This window comes from Kitasatospora sp. NPDC036755, from assembly GCF_040636595.1.
Lineage (GTDB): Bacteria > Actinomycetota > Actinomycetes > Streptomycetales > Streptomycetaceae > Kitasatospora.
On sequence record NZ_JBEZUT010000151.1, the window covers coordinates 1 to 20,388 of the forward strand.

Genomic DNA, 20,388 nt, shown 5'->3' on the forward strand with positions numbered 1-20,388 from the left:
TCGGGGGTCTGGGCGGGGGGGCGCCTGGGGGGGGGGGTGGCGTGGGTCTTGGGGGCCCCCCCCCCCCCGCGGGGGGGGGGGGGGGGGGGGCCCCCCCGCTCCCCGGGCGCGCACCCCTGAACGGACCGGTCGCGGTCGGACCGGTCAGCCCGACCGGCCCGAACGCCGGTGCCGGATCCGCTGGTTGGCGACGCCAAGCGCCATCACGACGGGCACCGACAGGACGAGCCACAGCGCGGTGCCGGCCTCGCCGCCGATCAGGGTGGTGAAGTTGGCCAGGATCAGCCAGATCGCGCCGGCGATGCCGAGCGCGCCCAGCACGGGGGCGATCACCGTGTTCCACACCCGGGTGTCCAGGCGCCGGCGGCGGAAGAACACCACCACCGACACCGAGGTCAGCAGGTAGAGCAGCATCATCGCCAGGACGGCGAGCCCGCTGAACCAGGAGAACAGGGTGAGCACCGGGTCCTTGCCGGCCACCGCGAAGGGCCCGACCAGCAGCACGGCGATCGCGGTCTGCACCCGGCCGGCCGCCGCCGGGGCGTGCCGGCGGTTCAACCGGCAGAGAGCGGCGGGCAGTTGGTGGTCCCGGCCGAGGCAGAACAGGTAGCGGCTGGCGGAGTTGTGGAAGGTCAGCACGCCGGCGAACAGCGAGGTGGCCAGGAGGACCGGCAGGACGCCGCCGAGCCAGCCGCCGAACAGGTCGGTGACGGGGGCGAACACGAAGCCGGCCGAGTCCCCGGCGGCGAGCGCCTTCCGCGCCGCCTCGGGCGCCTTGTCGGCGCCGTAGGCCGAGATCAGCATCCAGGAGGTGAGGGCGAAGAAGCCGGTGACCACGACCACCGAGAGGTAGGTGGCCCGGGGCACCGTCTTCTTGGGTTCCCTCGCCTCCTCGCCGTAGATGGCGGTGGCCTCGAAGCCGAACATCGAGGCCAGGGCGAACATCACGGCGACGCCCGGCGCGCCCTGGAGGGCGGCCGACGGGGAGAAGGCGGCGGCCACCCCGAGGCCCTCCGGCCCGCCGCCCTTGACGAGGGTGACGACGCCGAAGAGCGCCAGGATGCTGAACTCGGCGAGCACGAAGGCGGCCAGCACCTTCGCGCCCATCTCGATGCCCAGGGCGCCGAGGACCTGCACCACGGCCATGGTGGCCAGCGTGTAGACCCACCAGGGGAGGTGCAGCGGGGTGTGGTCGGCGACCAGCCCGCTGACGATCGAGCCGTACAGGCCGTACATGCCCGCCTGGATGACGCAGTAGGCGAACAGGGCGACGGCCGCGCTGCCCGCGCCGGCGGCCCGGCCGAGGCCGGTGCCGATGTACGTGTAGAAGGCTCCGGCATCCACGACGTGCCGGCCCATGGCGATGAACCCGACGGAGAAGAGCAGGATCACCGCCCCGGCCACCACGTAGGCCGCGGGGGTGCCGGAGCCGTTGCCGAGGGCGACGGAGATCGGGGCGGCCCCGGCGATGCCGGTCAGCGGGGCCTGGCCGGACAGGACGAAGAAGAGGATGCCCAGGACACCCAGGGCGTTGGGTTTGAGCGTGGTCGCGGTGGGGGCGTCCCGCTCGGTCCGTTCGGAGGACGTCGTCCGACTGTCCACACGGATCACCTGCCAGTTTGGAGTGGGGGGGAGGTCGTTTAAGGTCAAACGAGTTGCCTCATCGTGGGGCGCGTCCAGGCGTTTGACAAGGGGTCGGGAGACGGGAGATCCCGGCCCTCACGCGCACCCGGCCGCACCCGGCGACACCCGGCCGTACCCGGGGCATCCGGCCGTACCCGACCGTTCCCGGCGGCAGCGCCCAGCAGCGGCGCGCGCCCGTCAGCGCTCGTCCGGCTCCTCGGCCAGCCCGGCCAGCAGGCCCCGGAGCTCCACCAGCGCCTCCTCGGTGACGTCCCGCTCGCCGAACACCAGCTGGTGCAGCACCAGGCCCTCCAACGCGGCGAAGACCAGCCGGGACATGCCGCGGCTCACCGGCCCGGGCAGGATCCGGCCCAGCTCGCTGCGGCTGGCCTCGAAGTACTCCTCGTAGAGGCCGCGCAGGTGCGGCAGCAGCTCGGGCCGTCGGCGGGCCTCCAGCAGCAGCTCGTACTGGAATGCCTGCACCTCGGGGCCGGACTCCACCATGTCCGCGAGACCGGTGGCGAACTCCGTCGCCGGGCCCGCGCCGACGCCGAGCGCGCTGACGCTCAGCGAGGAGCGGATGGCATGGGTCAGCGCCTCCTCGATCAGCGCGTCCCGCGAGCCGAAGTAGTGCACGACGAGCCCGTGGGTGACCCCGGCCTCCTGGGCGACGGCCCGGTAGGTGAGCTTGCGCAGACCGCCCCGGGCCACCACGCGCACCGCGGCGTCCAGCAGGGCCGTCCGTCCCGTCCCGTAGTTCGTCACGCGCTTGCGGGGGCTGCGCTCGACGGCGGGCTTGACGGGATCGCTCATGTGATCGACCCTACCGGGGCGCACCGGTCAGCGCTTCGGGGGCCTGATGCCGCGGAACTCCCAGTCCCCGCCCAGGGCGGTGGACAGCACCTCCTCCGACTCGGTGGGCTGCGCGCCCACGTCGGCGCGGATCGGGGTCGGGCCGGTGACGATGCGGTTGGCGAGCCGGCCGAGGCCCTCCACCTCCACCTCCACGACGTCCCCCGGCCGCACCGGACGGGAGTTGGCCGGGGTCCCGGACAGCAGCACGTCGCCGGGGTACAGGGTGATGGTGCGGGCGATGTCGGCGACGAGGTAGTGCATGTCCCAGGTCATCTCGTCGGTGGAGCCGTCCTGGACGACCTCGCCGTTGACGTACGTCCGCAGCCGCTTGCCGCGGAAGTCCCAGTCGGTGACCAGCCCGGGGCCGAGCGGGCACAGCGTGTCGGAGCCCTTGACCCGGAGCATGGAGCCGGCGTCGGTGTCCCGGAAGTCGTGCAGGCCGTAGTCGTTGGCCACGGTGTAGCCGGCGATGTACTCCCCCGCCTCGGCCGGGGCGATGTTGCGCGCGGTGCGGCCGATGACGATGGCGACCTCGCCCTCGTAGTTGAGCCACTTGCAGCCCTCGGGGCGGACGACCGCGCCCCGGTGGGAGTTGAGCGCGGAGGTCGGCTTGTGGAAGTACGTGGGGGTGTCCGGCAGGGCGATCCGGAACTCGTCCACCCGGCTGCGGTGGTTGAGGTGAACGGCGATCACCTTGGAGGGGACGACCGGCGGCAGGTGGTGGGCGTCCTCGATCGCGACGCGGCGGCCGTCGCCGGCGACCAGTTCGTCGCCCTCGCGCACGGTCTGGACGGCGGCGCCGTCGAGGAGGATGCGGCGGTACTCGGGCATGGCGGGGCCTTTCTAGACCGGGCTGTGGGGGTTGCGGGGGCCGGCGGGCGCGGGCAGTCCGGCGCCCGTCCAGCCGTTGTCGGGGCGGTCGAACCAGAGGTGCACCTGGCCGGTGCCGATCGAGTTCTCGTACTCGCCGTACTGGCGCGCGGGAGCGGTGCAGGCCCGCTCGCCGAGGGCGCCGGCCATCATCAGGTAGTGGAAGAAGCGGGCCTCGGGCCGGTACCGCCAGAACTCGTCCATGGTGTCCAGTACCCGGTCGTGGCGGCCCTCCTTGAACCAGGCGATCCGCTCCTCGTCGGCGGCCCGCGCCTCGGGGGTGAAGATGTGCGACGGGTCACCGGACTCGTGGTCGCGCAGCTCGCGCAGCGGCCAGAAGGTGTGGGACAGGGCGCCGGAGGCGATCAGGAGCACCCGTCGGCCCGGGGTGGCGGCGATGCCGTCGGCCAGGGCGCGGCCGAGCCGCAGGTGGTCCTCCATGTCGCCGGTCTGGCAGACGCCGATGGTCACCCAGCGCTTGCCGGGCAGGCCCTCGCCGAGGAACTTCCAGAGGTTGATGGTGGCGTAGTAGACCGGCAGGTACGCGTCGTCGATCGGGGTGATCCAGGTGCCGTGCCGGTCGGCGAACGAGGCGATGCTGCGGGCGAGTTCGGGATCCCCGGGGTAGTCGTAGGGCATCCGGCACATTCCGCGCGGCAGCTCCTCGGAGGTGAACAGCCCGGCCCGGCGGTGCTGGGCGGTGACGACGAACTCGACGGTGGTCGCCCAGTGGGAGTCCAGCACGACGACGGTGTCGTAGTCCGCCCGGGCGAAGACGTCCTCGCGCAGCTGCCGCAGGCCGGTGACGAGGGTGATCTCCTTGCCCTCGTTCAGCCGGAGCCTGGTCTCCTCGGGCAGCACGATGGTGGGGACGTGGGCGAGCAGCCCGGCCCCGACGATCTCACCCATGGCCGTTCCAGCCCTTCGGCGAGGTGACGGTGTTCTTGAGGTCGCAGTAGAAGTCGAAGCTCCAGGTGCCGCCCTCGCGGCCGACGCCCGAGTGCCGGGAGCCGCCGAACGGGGCCCGGAGGTCGCGGACGAAGAAGCAGTTGACCCAGACGGTGCCCGCCACCAGCCGCGCGGTGACGCGCCGGGCGCGCTCCCGGTCGCCGGTGGCCAGGGTGGCCGCCAGCCCGAAGCGGGTGTCGTTGGCCAGCCGGACGGCCTCCTCCTCGTCGCGGAAGGTCTGCAGGGTCAGCACGGGGCCGAAGACCTCCTCCTGGACGATCTCCGAGTCCTGGGCGACGTCGGCGAGCAGGGTCGGCGCGTAGTACTGGCCGTCCTCCCGGCGGTGGCCGCCGATCACGGCGCGGGCACCGGCCTTCACGGCCCGCTGCACGAAGCCGTCGATCTTCTCCAGCTGGCGGGGGTGGATGGTGGGGCCGATGTCGGTCGCCTCGTCGCGCGGGTCGCCCTGCACGAGGCCCGCGGCCCGGGCGACGAAGCGGCGGGTGAACTCCTCGGCGACGCCCTCCTCGACCAGCAGCCGGGTGGCGGCCAGGCAGACCTGCCCGGCGTTGTCGTACTGCTCCACCGCGAGGTCGACGGCGAGGTCGAGGTCGGCGTCGGCGAAGACCAGCAGCGGGGACTTGCCGCCCAGTTCGAGGCTGAGCGGGGTGAGGTTGGCGGCGGCCGAGGCGGCGATGTGCCGGGCCGTCGGGACGGACCCGGTGAAGCTGATCCGGCGCACGTCCGGGTGCCCGGTGAGGGCGTCGCCGATCTCGGAGCCGTAGCCCTGCACCACGTTGAGGACGCCGGCCGGCAGCCCCGCCTCGGCGGCGATGTCGGCGAGCAGCGAGGCCGTCAGCGGCGACCACTCGGCGGGCTTGAGGACGACGCTGTTGCCGGCCGCCAGCGCCGGGGCGACCTTCCAGGTGGCCAGCATCAGCGGCGCGTTCCACGGGGTGATCAGCACGCAGGGGCCGGCCGGGTCCCAGCTGACGTGGTTGGTGTGGCCGCGGGTGTCGAAGTCCTCGTGGCCGAGGCGCAGCAGCCAGTCGGCGAAGAACCGGAAGTTGTGCGCGACCCGGGGCATCACGCCGCGCCGGTGCGAGCGCAGCAGGGCGCCGTTGTCGGCCGTCTCCACGACGGCCAGCTCCTCCAGCCGGCGTTCCACGCCGTCGGCGATCGCGTGCAGGACGCGGGCCCGCTCCTCGCGCGGGGTGGCCGCCCAGCCGGGGAAGGCCGCCTTGGCGGCGGCGACCGCGGCGGCGGCCTCCGCGGCGGTGCCCCGGGCGATCTCGCCGAGGACGCCGCCGTCGACGGGCGAGACGTCGGTGAAGGTGCCGGCGGAGGCGACGCGCTCGCCGCCGATCCAGTGCCGGGTGTCGACGGCGACCCCGGCGACGGTGGTGGTGTGGTCGCTCATGTCTGCGGGTTCCTCCTGGTCGGTGCGGCGGGGGTTCACTCGGCGGCGGAGGTGTTCGACTCGAGCAGTCGGCCGCCGTCCCACACCACGCCGACCTGCCGGTAGTAGGCGGCGATCGGCTCGCGGACCTCCAGCCGGGCCAGCTCCTCGGTGGGCGCCTCGAACAGCTCCAGCTCGGCGTCGCCCACCCAGGGCGTGCCGGCTTCGAAGGAGGAGGCGCCGGACTCGACCAGCTCGTCCAGGGCGAGGCCCTTGCCCTTCTCGATGGAGGGCAGCCAGCGGTGGTGGGCCATCGGGTGGCCGTTGACGAAGCCGTTGGTCCCGGACGGCTCGCGCAGGGTGACGACGACCTGGGCCAGGCGCCGGTCCGCGGCGGCCAGGGTCGCGCCGAACCGGGCGCCGGCCTCGATCCGCGGGGCCGGCCCGTACGGGTGCGGCCGGGTCTGGTGGATGGAGCCGAGCTTCTTGGGGTAGCCCTGGTGCAGGCCCCGGGCGATCGCGAAGTCCTTGTCGACCCAGATGTACACGCAGCGGCTGTACGTCTGCCCCCGGTAGGTGCAGCGGACGACGGCGAACGCCTCCTTGTACTGGGCGAGCACCGGGTCGAGCAGCTCCCGCCCGTCGGCGGAGCAGGACTGCCAGTCGGCCCAGATCAGTGCGACGGCGCCCGGGTCCTCGTCGGCGAGCTCCAGCGGTTCGGGCAGCAGTTCGCGCACCCGGGCCGGGTCGGTGCGGTACTCGACGGTGAGCAGGTCGCCGGAGTAGCGCCAGGGCGGCGAGGGGATCAGCGAGGAGGCGCCGGTCGCCGTCTTGGGGTGGAAGTATCCACGGACACTGGCCACTTGGGGTTCCTTACGCGGTGGGGGCGGGTTGCGGGAGGGCGGGCTGCCGGAGCAGTTCGGCGCGGTGGCGGGCGGCCGCGGCCGCGGCGCTCCGGCCGCCCAGCGAGACGACGCCGACCAGTCGCCCGGCCCGGTGGTAGCCGACCAGGACGTCCCCGTCGAGGTCGCCGTCGAGGACGCGCGCGTCGTCCCGGCCGAGGGCGGGGGCGCCGAAGGACTGGAGCCGGAAGTCGTGCTGGTCGCTCCAGAAGGTCGGCAGCGGGGCGAACGGCGCGAGGCCGTGGTCGGTGCCGGCGAGGTGCGCGGCGAGCACCGTCGCGGCGTGCTTGGCCGTGTCGGTGGGGATGGACCAGTGCTCGACGCGGCGCGGCACGCCGTCGTAGCGGGCGTTGGGGAAGCGGGCGACGTCGCCGACGGCGATCACCTCGGGGCGGCCGCCGGCCCGCAGGTGCTCGTCGGTGAGCACCCCGTCGGAGAGGTCGAGGCCGTTGCCGTCGAGCCATTCGGTGTTGGCGACGGAGCCGACCGACTCGACCACCACGTCCGCGTCCAGGACCCGGCCGTCGGCCAGGGCCACACCGGTGACGGCACCCTCGCCGAGGAAGCCGGTCACCCCGGTGCCGAGGGCGAAGCGCACGCCCCGCCGCTCGTGCCGGTCGAGCAGCGCCCGGGCGAGCAGTTCGCCCAGCGGGCCGACCATGGGCAGCGGCTGCGGGTCGACGACGGTGACCTCGGCGGCGCCGAGGGCCACGGCGGTGGCGGCCACCTCGCAGCCGATGAAGCCGGCGCCCACCACGACCAGGCGCACGCCCGGCCGGGTCAGCGCCTCGCGCAGCCCGCGGGCGTCGGTGAGCGTGCGGACGGTGTGCCGTCCGGTGGCGGGGCCTGGGCAGCGCAGTCGCCGGGGGCGCATGCCGGTGGCCACGACGAGGCCGCGGTAGGCCAGGGTCTCCCCGTTGCCGAGCTCGACGGTCCGGCGGTCGAGGTCGGCCCGGACGACCGTGGTGCCCAGGTGCCACCGCACGTCGCCGACGCTGGCCCGGGGCCGGAAGGCGAGCGACTCGAAGGACGCCCGGCCGGCCAGGACCTCCTTGGACAGCGGGGGCCGGTTGTACGGCATGTGGGGCTCGTCCCCGACCAGGGTGATCGGCCCGTCCCAGCCGGCGGCGCGCAGCTGTTCGGCGGCGCGCAGCCCGGCCATGGAGGCGCCGGCCACGACGATGGGTGCGGTCACGGCTCAGTCCTCGATCCGGATGGCCTGCAGCGGGCAGACGTCGGCGGCCTCCTCGACGTCGGCGCGCAGGGACTCGTCGGGGTCGGCGACGTACGCGAGGCGTCCGTCGTCGTCGAAGCGGAAGACGTCGGGGGCGGCGAAGACGCACTGGCCGTGGTCCTGGCACTTGTTCATGTCGACGACGACCTTCATGGCCGGTCCTCCTGGTGGTGGGGGCTCGTCGGGCGAGGGGGGTGAGGGGGCGTGGGCCCGCGGGGCCGGATCACGGCCGAGGGGGGCGGGGGACGCCGCGCGAGGGCGGTGGCCGCCCCGGGGGCGGTGCACAGGGACCGCCAAAACGTTTGATGTCAAATAACATAGGAAGCAGCCGGCCTCTGGTCAATAGCTATCCGGATGGATAAATTTCTGGGGCAGACCCCTTGCGGGAGAGCGACCGGCATACCTACCGTTTGCCACCAGCGAGCGAGCGGCGCCCCGCCCCACCCCGCGGTCCGAAGCCGCCGCGCCCCCTCCCCCACCCCCTCCGCCACTGCCGTGCGCCCTGGCCCTCCCGACGCCGTGAGCACGGGAGGCGCCGCACTTCCCCCCAGAGGAGACACCGGTGAGCGCATCCGACATCCCGCCCGTCCGCCAGCACGTGGAACGGCTGGCCGCCCAGGGCATCGACGTGGTCCGGGTGACCTACCCCGACCTCATCGGCACCGAGCGGGCCCGGGACGTCCTGCTGGACCACCTGCCCTCGGCCTGCGACCACGGACTCGCCTTCTGCCGCGCCGTCTACCACACCAGCCCCCAGGGCGACGTGGTCCCCGTCGCCGGGGGCCTGGACGCCGGACTGCCCGACATCTGCGTGCGCCCCGACCTCACCACCCTGACCGCCCTGCCCTGGGAGCCCGGAGTCGCCAGCTGCCTGGGCGACGTCACCGACCCCGCCACCGGACGGCCCGCCCCGGAATCCCCCCGGGACCTGCTGCGCACGGTCGTCGAACGCTGCCGGCAGTACGGCCTGCACCCCGTCGTGGGGCCGGAGTTGGAGTACTTCCTGTGCGACGCCGCCCCCGGGACCCCGCAGGGCTGGCGCCGTTACAGCGAGGCCACCGGCGTGGTCTACACGGCCGGCCTGCGCGCGGACGGCGACAACCACCTGCTGCGCACCCTGCGCCTGCTGCGCGACCTCGGCATCGGCATCACCAACGGCAACCACGAGTTCGACGGCTCCCAGTTCGAGATCAACCTGAACCACTCCGACGCCATGGAGGCCGCGGACCGCGCCTTCCGCTTCAAGGCCGCCGTGAAGGAACTCGCCCGCAAGGAAGGCCGGTTGGCCACCTTCATGGCCAAGCCGTTCCAGGGCGCCGGCGGCTCCGGCTTCCACCTCCACCTGTCCTGCGTGGACGACGCGGGCGGCAACGCCTTCGCGGACCCGGCCGCGCCGTACGGCCTGAGCGCGACCGCGCGCCACGCGGTGGCCGGCGTCCTGGCCCACGCCCCGGCGCTCGCCGCGCTGGCCAACCCGACGGTGAACTCCTACAAGCGCTTCGGCCCGGACACCCTCGCCCCCTGGCTGATCGACTGGGGGCTGGACAACCGCAGCGCCATGGTCCGCATCCCGCCGGAGCGCGGCTCCGGCAGCCGGTTCGAGCTGCGGCTGGGGGACGCCAGCGCCAACCCCTACCTGCTGATCGCGGGAACCGTCGCGGCCTCGCTGCTGGGCGTCGTCGCCGGCGAGGAGCCCGCCGCCCCGCTGGAGGGCTACGGCTACGACGTCGCCCGGTCCGCGGTCCTGCCGATGTCCCTGCCCGAGGCCCTCGACGCGCTGGAGGCGGACACCGCCCTGACCGAGGTGCTCGGCCGGGACTTCGTCGGCGCCTACCTCTCGTACAAGCGCGACGAGGTCGCCCGCTTCCAACGGCACGTCACCGACTGGGAGTTCACCGAGTACGCGTACCACCTGTAAGCCCGAGGAGACCAACCATGACCACCGTGCCGTCCACCCCGACCCCCTCCGGTGCCATCGACGAACCGATGCCCCTCGACCAGGTGAACCTGGCCGATCTCGACAACTTCGCCGACGGCGTCACGCCGTGGCGGATGTTCCACACCCTGCGCCACGAGGACCCGGTCCACTGGCAGCCGGAGGAGGCGCCCAACTCCGGCTTCTGGTCGGTCACCCGGCACGCCGACATCGCCCGCGTCGACCGGGACGCCGAGACCTTCACCTCGACCAGGTTCGTCAACCTGGAGGAGGTCGACGACGACCAGATCAAGAAGCGCGCCTCCATCCTGGAGCTGGACGGCGTCCGCCACCGCGCCCTGCGCAGCGTCCTCCAGCGCCAGTTCGGCGCGGGCGTCATCAACAGCTACGCCGACTTCCTGCGCGGGCTGACCGCCACCACGCTGGACGCCGCCCTGGCCAAGGGCAGCTTCGACTTCGTCAAGGAGGTCTCCGCCGACTTCCCGATCAACGTCCTCGCCCGCCTCCTGGACGTGCCGCCGGAGGACAACCAGCAGCTCATCGACTGGGGCAACCGGATCATCGGCAACACCGACCCGGACTACGCCGACGTCCTGCTGCACAGCGCGGAGAGCGAGAAGTACCGCGACCTGCCGTTCCGCTCCCCCGCCTCGCTGGAGGTCTTCGCCTACGGCCGGGAACTCGCCGAGCAGCGGCGCGGCGGATCCGGCACCGACCTGATCTCCAGGCTGGTCAACGAGACCCCGCGCGACGGCGTGCCGCTCTCCGCGCAGGACTTCGACAACTACTTCCTGCTCCTGGTCGTCGCCGGCAACGAGACCACCCGGCACACCATCAGCCACTCCATGCTGGCCCTGCTCCAGCACCCCGAACAGCTCGCCCGCCTCCGGGACGACCCCTCCCTGATCCCCGCCGCGGTCGAGGAGTTCCTGCGCTGGGCCTCCCCCGTCTACCACTTCCGCCGCACGGCCACCCGCGACGTCGAACTCGGCGGCAAGCGCATCAGGGAGGGCGACAAGGTCGTCATGTGGTTCGCCTCCGGCAACCGCGACGAGGAGGTCTTCGGCAACCCCTACGACTTCGACGTGACCCGCCGGGACAACGACCACGTCACCTTCGGCAAGGGCAGCCCCCACCTGTGCCTGGGCAACCTGCTCGCGCGCACCGAGATCCGCATCATGTTCGAGGAGCTCATCCCGCGCCTGGCGGGCATCAGGCTCGTCGGGGACGTCCCGCGGGTGCGGTCCAACTTCGTGAACGGCATCAAGAGGCTCCCCGTCGAGGTCACCCTCGCCTGAGCCGTCGCCTGAGCCCGCGCCTGAGCCCGCGCCCGACGTCGACCCGACGCCCGTGCCCGGTGGGGCCCGGAGCACGACTCCGGGCCCCAGCGGGCTCGTCCGCCGGGATCAGCGGCGCAGGACGGTGACGGCGAGGCCCGGGGCGGCGGCGATCTCGGCCGCGGTGAAGCGCTCGGTCGTCCACTGCTTGCGGGCGTAGGCACGGGTCTGGTCGGCGAAGTGCGGCGAGGTCGGGTCGGCGGACTGCCCGTAGGTGAGCAGCGTCCGGGTGCGCGGGCCCCGGTCGGTCAGCTCGGTCGCCATCACGAAGCTGGTGCCGTGCGGGACGGTGCCCGGGTTCGTCGGGTAGGTGCCGCCGCCGGCGCCGGAGTCCGGTCCGGCGGTGACCACGTTGAAGCAGCCCAGCTGGTGGGAGCAGCCGTGCAGCGGGACACCCGCCCAGCGCTGGACCAGGCCGATAGGGGCGTCCACCGGCAGACCGCGGGCCGCCAGGTCCCGCACCGCGTCGGCCAGGGCGCGCTGGGCGTCCGGGTCGGCCGCGTCGATGCCGCGCGGGGTGGTCAGCGGCAGGGCCGGGTCGGCCGGGACGGTCTGCCAGGCCGTGGTGCCGGTGCGCGCCAGCGCGTCCCGGTAGGCCTGCCAGAGCACGGTGCCCCGGCTGTCGGCGTCGGCCCGGGTGTCCCAGGCGGCGAGCGCGTCGCAGGCCGGGCGCACGTCGACCCTGGTGCCGTCGGTCGCGGTGATCTCCGGGTGGGCGCGGCACAGGGCCACGGCGTCGTCGCGGTCGAGTTCGGCGCTCTGCACCCGGTTGCCGAACATCGTGGCCTGGAGCGAGCCGAGGGTGAAGCCGGGGGCGCCGAGGCCGTCGGTGCCGGCCCTGCGGTCGGCGATCATCCGCAGGCCCAGCTGGGTCCGCAGCATCCGCTCGGAGGCGCCCTGGTAGACGGCCGGCAGGCCGGTGATCGGCGCGTCCGGGTTGGTCAGGTACGGGCCGCTGTTGGAGTTGGCGACGTAGTCGGTGCGGGTCAGGCTCGGGTGGTTGGCGGGGCCGAACACGCCGGGCACGAGCGCGTCCGGGTCGCTGCCCGGGTCGCAGGCGGTGGTCGAGCCGTCCAGGATCCGCCCCATCGGGGTGTCGGCGACCAGGCAGCGGTCGCGCTGGGCGTCGGGCAGGTGCGGGACGGCGGAGGCGTCGGTGAACCAGGTGGTGCCGCTGGAGTCGACGGCCGTGGTGTACACCCAGGGGAGGCCCTGGTAGGTGCGCTGGGCGCGGCGCAGGTCGTCGAGGTTCTGCGAGCGGCCGATCGCCACCCACTGGTTCAGGGAGCGCAGGTTCTCGGCGTTGGCGTCGTCGAGGGTGTAGGCCTGCTCCCCGGTCCAGCCGTTGGCGAGGACGTAGCCGAGGCGTGAGCGGTAGACGGTCCTGTCGACGGTGGACAGCGTCCCGTCGGCGGCCCGGACGGTGACCCGCACGTCCTCCCGGGCCATCCGCTCGGCCTTGCCGTCCACCAGGTACGCGGTCGGGTCCCCGGGCACCAGCGTGAGCCGGTGCAGGGTGTAGTGGTCCGCGTAGCTGCTGGTGTGGCTCCAGGCGAGGCCGCGGGTGTGGCCGATCTGGAGGAAGGGGATGCCGTACAGCCCGGCGCCGGCGACGTCCAGGACGCCGGGGATGGTCAGCTGGGCCTGGTAGAAGCGGTCCGGGCCGGCCCACTGGAGGTGCGGGTTGGCCAGCAGCAGGCCGTTGCCGCTGCGGCTGGCGTCGCGTCCGATCGCCCAGGCGTTGCTGCCGAGTTCGGGGTTGTCGGCGGAGCGGCCGGGAGCGGCGATCCGGGGGACGGCCGGCTCGGCCCCGGCCGCGGTCGCGGTCGCGCCGCCCGGGACGGCGGTGGCGATCTCCTGCTGGGCGGCGAAGCTGCCCGCCAGGGTGTTGACGCTGTAGAGGATGTTCCACAGGTCGTCCGCGGTGATCGGCCCGACCCAGGCCTTCCCCCGGCAGGACGGGTCCGGGAGGTGGTCGGTTCCGGTGTCGCGCAGGTAGCGGTTGTACCCGGCGACGTAGCCGTCCACCAGGTGCCGCGCCTCGTCGGTCGGGCCGAGCGGCGCGGGGGCGGCCCGCAGCCGGCGCACCGTGCCGGAGCTCAGCACGCCCCGCTGGTAGGTGTCGCTCACCAGGTTGGTCACCCGGTCGACGGTCCGGCCGTCCGGGCCGAAGTGACGCGAGCGCTCGCCGCGCACGGTGACCACCTGGTCGGCCAGTTGGCACAGGTTGTCCTGGGCGAAGGCGTACCCGTAGCCGTAGCCGAGTCCGCCGAAGTCGCGGGCGAGGACGTGCGGCACACCGTTCTCGGTCCGGCTGATCCTCGCGGTCCAGCCGCCCCGGTCGGCGTCCGCCCCGGGCCCGGCGTCCGCGGCCCGCGCCGAAGCGGGCGCCGTCCCCGCCAGCAGCGCGGACGCCAGCCCGAGCGCGAGCACTCCGGACGCGAACCTCCCCACCCGTGAGCGGAACTGACGTTCATTCATTCTTTTCTCATCTTGCGTCATGACCACCACGTTGCCGTCCCTTCCACGGCCGGTCATCGCCCCTCGGGACGACCCGGCCTCGATCCCGCGGCCTACCCGGGTACGCCTCCGGGAGGAGACGACCCCGGTGGCGAACCGACAGTGGGAACGATTCGCCCAGGAGGGCGAGTCGGCCGGCCCGGCGGGTGTCGCACACGCGTATCACCCGCGCTCCGGGCCGACCGCAAGCCTCACTCGGACGAGGGCGCGCCTCGCACCGGGGTGTGCCGCTCACCTGCCGCCGGGGCTCCCGGCGCACAGGGCGTGCTCGATCAGCGCGCCGGCCGCCCCCTCCTGCGCCTCGATGTGGTCCGGGGTGTCGCCGAGCGCCTCGGACATGGAGACCACCGCGCTGCGCCGGCCGTCCTCCGTCACGCCGTTGACGGTGATGAAACCGGCGTCCCCGCCGTCGTGGCCCCAGAAGCTCCCCCCGCAGTCCAGCGGACGTTCGACCAGACCGAGCCCGTACCGCCCGTGGGGCCACAGCGCTTCCGTGGCGGCGTCCACCGGCACGGTCTCCTTCATCTCGGCCAGCTGCCGCGCCGGCAGCAGCCGGCCGCCGAGCAGCGCACGGAGGAAGACGTTCTCGTCCCGTGTGGTGGTGACCCACGAGAGCCCGCTGACCATCGGGATCTGCTCGGTGACGTCCACCCGGCCGTCGGGGGCGGGGAAGAGCTGGTACGCCCGGGCGTGGGGCCGGGGCAGGGTGGGAGAGGTGCCCGTCGTCCGCGTCCGGTCGAGGCCGAGCGGGCGCAGGACGCGGTCCTCGACCTCCCGCTCGGCGGGGCGGCCGGTGGCCCGCTCGATGATCATGTCGAGCATGATGTAGCCGGTGTTGGAGTACCTCCAGCCCGTGTCGTCGAGGAACTCGGCCCTGGCCACCAACTCCTCGGGGGTGTACACCTTGTGGCGCTCCTGCTCGTACTCGTCCTTCGTCCCGTATCCGGGCAGGTCGTCCTTGATGCCCCCGGTGTGCTGGAGCAGCCGGCGGACGGTGATCCCGGCGCCGCCCTTGGCCCGCGCCACCTCCGGCAGCCAGTGCCCGACGGTGTCGTCCAGCGACAGCCTTCCCTCGGCCTCCAGTTGGAGGACGACGGTGGCGACCAGTGTCTTGGCCGTGCTGGCCATCCGGAAGTAGCCGTCGGGGGAGACGGGGCGGCCGGTGGTCACGTCGGCGGTGCCGCTGGTGGCGACCGCCTGCCGGCCGTCGGGCCCGATCGCCCGGGCCTGGACGCCGCTGATGCCGAGGTCGTGGAGCGCGGCGGTGTCCCGGCGCAACTGCTCCGGGACGGACGGCCCGGCGGTGGCGGACGAGCCCGCGGGCGCGGACAAGTCGGCGGCGGCGGGCGGACCGGCGGGCCGGGCGACGGCGGTGGCCGCGTCGGCGCAGAGCAGCACGGCGACGCCGGCCGCCACGGCGAGCCGCTTGCGCGGGGTCGATGCCTTGGTCGAAGTCATGGCCGCACGCTAACCGCGCCCGGCCGGGCACGGGCCGCCGACCGGCGCTTCTCGGGGCCGGATCGGGGATGTCCCCGATCGCCCCCCGAGTGCTCCCCGGGAGGAGACCCGGGGAGCACTCGGGGGTGCCGGCGCGCCGGTTCAGCCCACCGGGGCCGTGGCGGCGGCCGAGCCCGCCGGCGCGGCCGCCGGACCACCGGCCGCCGCGTCCAGTGCCGCCAACCGCCGCAGGCTGGAACGGCGTTGGAGCACGCCGAGGCCGACGGTCACGGCGCCGAGCCCCAGCCAGCCGACCGGTCCGGCCGCCATCACCACCCCGGTCAGCACCAGCGGCCCCACCGACTTCTGCACCGACTGGGACATCCCGGCGACCCCGAGGTAGGAGGCCCGGGCGCCCGGCGGGGCCAGCACCACCGCCAACTCCCAGGAGCTCACCGAGCGCAGCAGCTCCGCCAGGGTGACCAGCAGGGCCGCGGCCAGCAGCGCGGCCGAGGACGCGACCGGGCCGGCTCCGGTGGAGAGCGCGATCAGCAGGCAGCCGGCCAGCACCGTCACCCCGTACCAGCGCACCGCCGCGGCCGCCCCGAGCGCCCCCTCCGCCCGGGCCGAGACCCGCAGTTGGAGCAGCACCACGAGCACCGTGTTGAGCACCAGGAAGACCGGGACGACGGCGTGCGGCGCACCGGTGTGGTGGACCAGCCAGAGCGGCAGCCCGACGTTGAGGATCGAGTCGTCCAGGTTCAGCGGTATGTCCAGCAGGACGAACCGCAGGTAGCCGCGGTCCCGCCAGGGGCTCGGCGGGGCGGCCGGCGCCCCGGCGGGCTCCTCCCCGGCCTCCGCCGCGACCAGGCCGCGCCCGGACGGCTCTCGGGTGCGCCGGACCAGCGCGGCGGCCAGCACGTAGGACAGCCCGTTGGCCAGGATCAGCGCCCGGTAGGCGCCCGTGGTGCCGACCGCCAGCCCGATCGCCGCGACGCCCGCGCCGAGCGCGTACCCGGCGTTGGCCACACTGCGGAACAGCGCCTGGTAGGTGGCCCGCCGCTCCCCCGCCACCCGGGTGGCGAACAGCATCTCCAGCGTCTTGGCCGCCCGCTCGGCCAGGCAGATCAGGGCCACCACGGGCAGCAGCGCGGTGAAGTCGTCGACCACCAGCAGCAGCCCCATGGCCCCCAGCCGCAGCAGGTGGCAGCCGATCAGCAGCCACCGCACCGGCACCCGCTCGGCCGCCCGCCCGGCCAGCGGGGACCCGGCGATCCCCGCCACCGCGCCCACCCCGAGCAGCAGTCCGAGCTGCCGCGCGTCCATCCCGCACACGTAGGTGAAGTAGAGCACCGAGGCGGCCGCCCACACTCCGGTGCCGGTCCGGTCGACGCCCTGCGCCAGCAGCATGATCCGGGCGTCCCGTCCGCCCGGTGGCCGCCGCAGCTGCGCCATCAGTCCGTTCCCCCGCATGACAGGCCCCCGTTGTTCCGTCGCCATCAATCTCGATATCAAGATACTTCATATCAAGAGACTTCCGGAACCCCCGGCAGTCGACCCCGGCGGTCGGCCCCCGGCCCCGACAGCCGGCCGGACCCTCGACGCGCGGCGGGCGGTGCGCCACACTCTCCCCAGCAGCACCCGCGCTCCTAACGCACCGGCACGACTCAACGACCACCGCACCACGGAGAGCCGAACGGTGACCACTCGTCAACTGCTGGAGATCGCCTTCTCGTCCGGACGCACCGGGTCCGGACCGGCCACCTGGGGCCAACGGGCCATCTGGGACGCCGTACGACAGCTGCCGGCGGCCGACGCGCCGCGCTACAACATCGCCGCCGCGGCGCCGCTGGACCCGGGGGTGCCCCTGCCCGTCCTACTCACCGCACTGGAGCAGCTGCTGCACCTGCACGACTCACTGCACACCCGACTGCCGGCCGACGGGGCCGGGGTCCTGCGCCAGGTCGTCGACGGCGAGGGAACCCTGGGCGTCCACCTGCTGACCGCCGGGGAGCGGGAGAACCCCGCCGAGCTCGGCGCCCGACTGCACGGGGAACTGGCGGCGCAGGCCTTCGACACCGCCACCGAGTGGCCGGTCCGGATCGGCGCCGTCACGGCGGACGGGCTGGTCCGGCACCTCAGCCTGGTGCTCTCGCACACCGCCGTGGACGGCTCCGGCATGAGCCGCCTGGTCGCCGACCTGTCCGCGCTCTGCCTCGGCACCTCCCCCGAGGAGTTGGCCGGGCTGCGCGCACCCGCCCAACAGCCGCTGGAGGAAGCCGGGTTCCAGACCTCCGAGCGGGGGCTGCGGCGCGACGCGGCGGCCCGCAGGCAGTTCGTCCGCAAGCTCCGGCTCGGCCCGCCCCGGCTCTTCCCCCCGGCCACCGGACAGCCGGACCGGTTCCCGAACGCGGTGCTCCGCTCCCCCGCCCTGCCCCGGGCCGTCGAGCGGGTGGCGGCCGCGCACCGGGTCAGCACGGGCTCGGTACTGCTCGCCGCGACGGCCGCGATGACCGCCCGTCTCGCCGGCTCGACCGAGGCCGTCCTGAACGTGGTGGTCAACAACCGCTTCCTGCCCGAACTGGCCCACGCGGTGAGCGTGGTCGCGGGCGACGGACTGTTCCACCTCCCGGACGCCACCGCCGAGTTCGGCGAGGTCGTGCGCCGCACCCACGCGGCGGCGATCGGCACCTACCGCCACGCGTACTACGACAAGGCGGCCCTCGCCGCCGAACTCGCCCTGCTGGCCGCCGAGGGGGCCCCGCTGGCCGACCGCTCCTGCGTCTTCAACGACACCCGGGACCTGCTCCCGGCCGCCGCCGACCCCGGCGACGACCGGACCACCCTCAGCTGGCCGGCGGAGTTCGAGCCGCGCCCCGGCCTGACCTACGCCCTGGACGCCCTGCAGTCCGCCGAGGCGCTGAGCCTGGCCATGACGGCGGACCCGACCGTACTCCCGCGCCCCGCGATGGAACGGTTCCTCTACGGCATCGAGGAGCTGATCCTCACCGAAGCCGCAGCCGCAGCCGGCACCGAGGCCCCGGCCGGGGCCGGGAGCGCCGGGATGGGGAGCGCCGGGATGGGGAGCGCCGGGATGGGGAGCGCCGGGATGGGGAGCGCCGGGGCCGGGAGCGCCGACCGGGCTTGAATCTGACACCGATGTCAGGTTCTACCGTACCGACGTGACCACGACCACGACCACGACCACCACCGCGTCCCTGCTCACCCCGTACCGCCTCGGCCGGCTCGAACTGCCGAACCGCGTCGTCATGGCCCCGATGACGCGGTACCGGGCCGCCGAGGACGGCACGCCGCTGCCCGTCGTCGCCGAGTACTACGCCCAGCGCGCGAGCGCCGGCCTGATCGTCACCGAAGGCATCTGGCCCAGCCGGCAGGGCCAGTCCGGCTGGCGCCTGCCCGGCCTGGAGACGCCCGCGCACGTGCGCGGCTGGCGCACGGTGACGGCCGCCGTGCACGCCGCCGGCGGGCGGATCGCCGCCCAGCTGATGCACGGCGGGCGCCAGGGCCACCCGCTCAACCGGCTGATCGGCGACGTCCCGGCCGGCCCCTCCGCCGTGCCCGCCCCCGGCCCGGTGCACGTCCGGGACGGCGGGAAGGCCGAGGCCGTCACCCCGCGCGCCATGACCCGCGAGGAGATCCACCGCACCATCGCGGACCACGTCGCCTCGGCCCGCCTCGCCCTCGCCGCCGGGTTCGACGCCGTCGAGCTGCACGGCGCCAACTCCTACCTGATCCACCAGTTCCTGGCCGACAACACCAACCTGCGCACCGACGAGTACGGCCCGCGCACCCTCGCCGACCGGCTGCGCTTCCCGATCGAGCTGGTCACCGCCGTCGCCGAGGCCGTCGGCCCCGACCGCCTCGGCCTGCGGCTGTCCCCCGGCAATCCGCAGTTCGGCATGGCGGAGGCCGACCCGGCCCCGGTCTACCGGGCGCTGCTCGCCGAACTCGACGGTCTCGGCCTGGCCTACCTCCACCTCACCGACAACGACGACTACCCGGCCCTGGCCGACCTCCGCCCGCGCTGGTCCGGCCCGCTGATCGGCAACGTCGGCGAGAAGCGGGCCGCCACCGACCGCGAGCGCGGCGAGGCGGTGCTCACCGCCGGCCTGGCCGACCTGGTCTCCTTCGGCCGCGCCTTCATCGCCAATCCCGACCTGCCGGAACGGTTCGCCGCGAACGCCCCGCTCGCCGCCGTCGACCCCACCCACCTCTACGGCCAGGAGGCCGCCGGCTACACCGACTACCCGCGCCTGCGAGCGGCCGCCCGGCGGTGATCCGGCCCGCCGGCGGGCCCGCGGGGCGACCGGCGGCCCGGCCCGCGGGGCGACCGACGGTACCCCCGTCCTGACCGACTGTCAGTGCGACCCGCTATGGTCGGCCCCGAACGATCCCAGCACGAACAGCACCGCAGGGGGCACCATGACCACACCGGGCACCGGCCCGCTCACCACCGCCGACCTCGTCGAGGGCTGGCGCCGGGTGGGCGTCCGTGAGGGCATGGCGCTGATCGTGCACTCCTCGCTCTCCAGCCTCGGCCGGGTCGAGGGCGGCGCGGCGGCGGTGGTCGCCAGCCTGCGCGAGGCGGTCGGGCCCGGCGGCACCGTCGCCGTGCCCACCTTCACCACCGACACCGTCCGGGATCCGGCCCCGGGGCACAGCGGTCCGCCCGGCCCGGAGGTCGCCGAACTCCGGTCCGCCGTACCGCTCTTCCACTCCGGTCTCCCGTCCGGCACCGGCGCGGTGGCGGAGGCGCTGCGCAGCCTGCCGGAGAGCCTGCGCAGCGCCCATCCGCAGGTCTCGGTCGCCGCCGTCGGCGCGCACGCCCGGGAGGTCACGGCCCGGCGCTCGCTCGGCTTCGCCGTCGGCCGGGAGTCGCCGTTCGGCGCGCTCCACGACCTCGGCGGGCACGTCCTGCTGGTCGGCGTCGGCCACAACCGCAACACCTTCCTGCACTACGCCGAGACCTTCGCGCCCAACCGCCGGCTCAAGCTCCGCCGTTTCCCGATGGCGATCCAGGGCGAGCGGGTGTGGATCGAGGCGCCGGACGTGGGGGACGACAACGACACCCACTTCCCGCTGGTGGGGCGGGAGTTCGAGGAGCGGGCGGGCATCCGCGAGGTGCTGGTGGGCGACGCGCCCTGCCGCCTGGTCCCGGTCCGCGACCTCATACCCTTCGCCGTCCGCCGCCTCACCGAACTGCTGGCGGCCGACGGCCCCGAAGCGGCGTAGGGCCGGGGGGGGGGGGGCCCCCCCCCCCCCGCGGGCGCCCCCCCGCCCCCCCCCCCCCCCCCCCCCGGGGCGGG

The 20,388-nt window shown here is 74.4% G+C and carries 16 protein-coding genes; 5 read left to right on the plus strand and 11 right to left on the minus strand.

What is annotated here, in order from left to right; genetic code table 11:
* Positions 1-144: 144 nt before the first annotated feature.
* The 8 genes from AB0E96_RS22540 to AB0E96_RS22575 form a co-directional block, all read right to left on the minus strand.
* Entirely contained in the window at positions 145-1,602 is a 1,458-nt protein-coding gene (locus AB0E96_RS22540; protein WP_359826477.1) for an APC family permease, read from the minus strand.
* A gap of 219 nt (positions 1,603-1,821) precedes the next feature.
* On the minus strand, positions 1,822-2,436 hold the full coding sequence (locus AB0E96_RS22545) for a TetR family transcriptional regulator (protein WP_359826479.1): 615 nt from the start codon (positions 2,434-2,436) through the stop codon (positions 1,822-1,824).
* A gap of 27 nt (positions 2,437-2,463) precedes the next feature.
* Positions 2,464-3,309: a fumarylacetoacetate hydrolase family protein gene (locus tag AB0E96_RS22550; protein ID WP_359826482.1), complete on the minus strand. Its 846-nt coding sequence runs from the start codon at positions 3,307-3,309 to the stop codon at positions 2,464-2,466.
* Between the two features lie 12 nt (positions 3,310-3,321).
* Positions 3,322-4,257, minus strand: coding sequence for a 3,4-dihydroxyphenylacetate 2,3-dioxygenase (locus AB0E96_RS22555; protein WP_359826484.1), 936 nt, complete (start codon positions 4,255-4,257; stop codon positions 3,322-3,324).
* Positions 4,250-5,716 carry an aldehyde dehydrogenase gene (locus AB0E96_RS22560; RefSeq protein ID WP_359826486.1) on the minus strand — a complete coding sequence of 489 codons (1,467 nt, stop codon included), beginning with the start codon at positions 5,714-5,716 and terminating at the stop codon, positions 4,250-4,252. The genes AB0E96_RS22555 and AB0E96_RS22560 overlap by 8 nt, the downstream gene beginning before the upstream one ends.
* Before the next feature lie 35 nt (positions 5,717-5,751).
* Positions 5,752-6,558, minus strand: a complete 807-nt coding sequence (locus AB0E96_RS22565) for an acetoacetate decarboxylase family protein (RefSeq protein WP_359826488.1) — start codon at positions 6,556-6,558, stop codon at positions 5,752-5,754.
* Between the two features lie 10 nt (positions 6,559-6,568).
* On the minus strand, positions 6,569-7,792 hold the full coding sequence (locus AB0E96_RS22570) for an FAD-dependent oxidoreductase (protein WP_359826490.1): 1,224 nt from the start codon (positions 7,790-7,792) through the stop codon (positions 6,569-6,571).
* Positions 7,793-7,795: 3 nt separating this feature from the next.
* Positions 7,796-7,984 (minus strand): ferredoxin, encoded by a 189-nt coding sequence (locus tag AB0E96_RS22575; protein WP_359826492.1) that lies wholly within the window; start codon positions 7,982-7,984, stop codon positions 7,796-7,798.
* A gap of 409 nt (positions 7,985-8,393) precedes the next feature.
* Between AB0E96_RS22575 and AB0E96_RS22580 the strand changes: the two genes are divergently transcribed.
* A complete protein-coding gene (locus tag AB0E96_RS22580; RefSeq protein WP_359826494.1) occupies positions 8,394-9,749 on the plus strand; it encodes a glutamine synthetase family protein in 1,356 nt (451 codons plus the stop codon).
* 17 nt (positions 9,750-9,766) lie between these two features.
* Positions 9,767-11,065 (plus strand): cytochrome P450, encoded by a 1,299-nt coding sequence (locus tag AB0E96_RS22585; protein WP_359826496.1) that lies wholly within the window; start codon positions 9,767-9,769, stop codon positions 11,063-11,065.
* Positions 11,066-11,173: 108 nt separating this feature from the next.
* On the opposite strand, the gene AB0E96_RS22590 is transcribed toward AB0E96_RS22585, so the two are convergent.
* The 3 genes from AB0E96_RS22590 to AB0E96_RS22600 all read right to left on the minus strand — a co-directional run bounded on the left by AB0E96_RS22590 (position 11,174) and on the right by AB0E96_RS22600 (position 16,516).
* On the minus strand, positions 11,174-13,585 hold the full coding sequence (locus tag AB0E96_RS22590; RefSeq protein ID WP_359826497.1) for a penicillin acylase family protein: 2,412 nt from the start codon (positions 13,583-13,585) through the stop codon (positions 11,174-11,176).
* Between the two features lie 270 nt (positions 13,586-13,855).
* Complete coding sequence (locus AB0E96_RS22595) at positions 13,856-15,082, minus strand: serine hydrolase domain-containing protein (protein ID WP_359826500.1); 1,227 nt, start codon at positions 15,080-15,082, stop codon at positions 13,856-13,858.
* A 141-nt stretch (positions 15,083-15,223) separates the two neighbouring features.
* Positions 15,224-16,516, minus strand: coding sequence for an MFS transporter (locus tag AB0E96_RS22600; RefSeq protein ID WP_359826502.1), 1,293 nt, complete (start codon positions 16,514-16,516; stop codon positions 15,224-15,226).
* Positions 16,517-16,760: 244 nt separating this feature from the next.
* Here AB0E96_RS22600 and AB0E96_RS22605 point away from each other — a divergent pair, with 244 nt between their 5' ends.
* The 3 genes from AB0E96_RS22605 to AB0E96_RS22615 all read left to right on the plus strand — a co-directional run bounded on the left by AB0E96_RS22605 (position 16,761) and on the right by AB0E96_RS22615 (position 20,314).
* Positions 16,761-18,209, plus strand: coding sequence for a condensation domain-containing protein (locus AB0E96_RS22605; RefSeq protein ID WP_359826504.1), 1,449 nt, complete (start codon positions 16,761-16,763; stop codon positions 18,207-18,209).
* Between the two features lie 34 nt (positions 18,210-18,243).
* Positions 18,244-19,359 carry an alkene reductase gene (locus tag AB0E96_RS22610; RefSeq protein WP_359826507.1) on the plus strand — a complete coding sequence of 372 codons (1,116 nt, stop codon included), beginning with the start codon at positions 18,244-18,246 and terminating at the stop codon, positions 19,357-19,359.
* Positions 19,360-19,504: 145 nt separating this feature from the next.
* Positions 19,505-20,314 carry an AAC(3) family N-acetyltransferase gene (locus tag AB0E96_RS22615; RefSeq protein WP_359826510.1) on the plus strand — a complete coding sequence of 270 codons (810 nt, stop codon included), beginning with the start codon at positions 19,505-19,507 and terminating at the stop codon, positions 20,312-20,314.
* Positions 20,315-20,388 lie beyond the last annotated feature (74 nt).

Coding starts and splice junctions, on each gene's coding strand:
- AB0E96_RS22545 (WP_359826479.1), bottom strand. CDS start 2,436: ATGAGCGATCCCGTCAAGCCCGCCGTCGAGCGCAGCCCCCGCAAGCGC.
- AB0E96_RS22550 (WP_359826482.1), bottom strand. CDS start 3,309: ATGCCCGAGTACCGCCGCATCCTCCTCGACGGCGCCGCCGTCCAGACC.
- AB0E96_RS22555 (WP_359826484.1), bottom strand. CDS start 4,257: ATGGGTGAGATCGTCGGGGCCGGGCTGCTCGCCCACGTCCCCACCATC.
- AB0E96_RS22560 (WP_359826486.1), bottom strand. CDS start 5,716: ATGAGCGACCACACCACCACCGTCGCCGGGGTCGCCGTCGACACCCGG.
- AB0E96_RS22575 (WP_359826492.1), bottom strand. CDS start 7,984: ATGAAGGTCGTCGTCGACATGAACAAGTGCCAGGACCACGGCCAGTGC.
- AB0E96_RS22585 (WP_359826496.1), top strand. CDS start 9,767: ATGACCACCGTGCCGTCCACCCCGACCCCCTCCGGTGCCATCGACGAA.
- AB0E96_RS22590 (WP_359826497.1), bottom strand. CDS start 13,585: ATGAATGAACGTCAGTTCCGCTCACGGGTGGGGAGGTTCGCGTCCGGA.
- AB0E96_RS22595 (WP_359826500.1), bottom strand. CDS start 15,082: ATGACTTCGACCAAGGCATCGACCCCGCGCAAGCGGCTCGCCGTGGCG.
- AB0E96_RS22600 (WP_359826502.1), bottom strand. CDS start 16,516: ATGGCGCAGCTGCGGCGGCCACCGGGCGGACGGGACGCCCGGATCATG.
- AB0E96_RS22615 (WP_359826510.1), top strand. CDS start 19,505: ATGACCACACCGGGCACCGGCCCGCTCACCACCGCCGACCTCGTCGAG.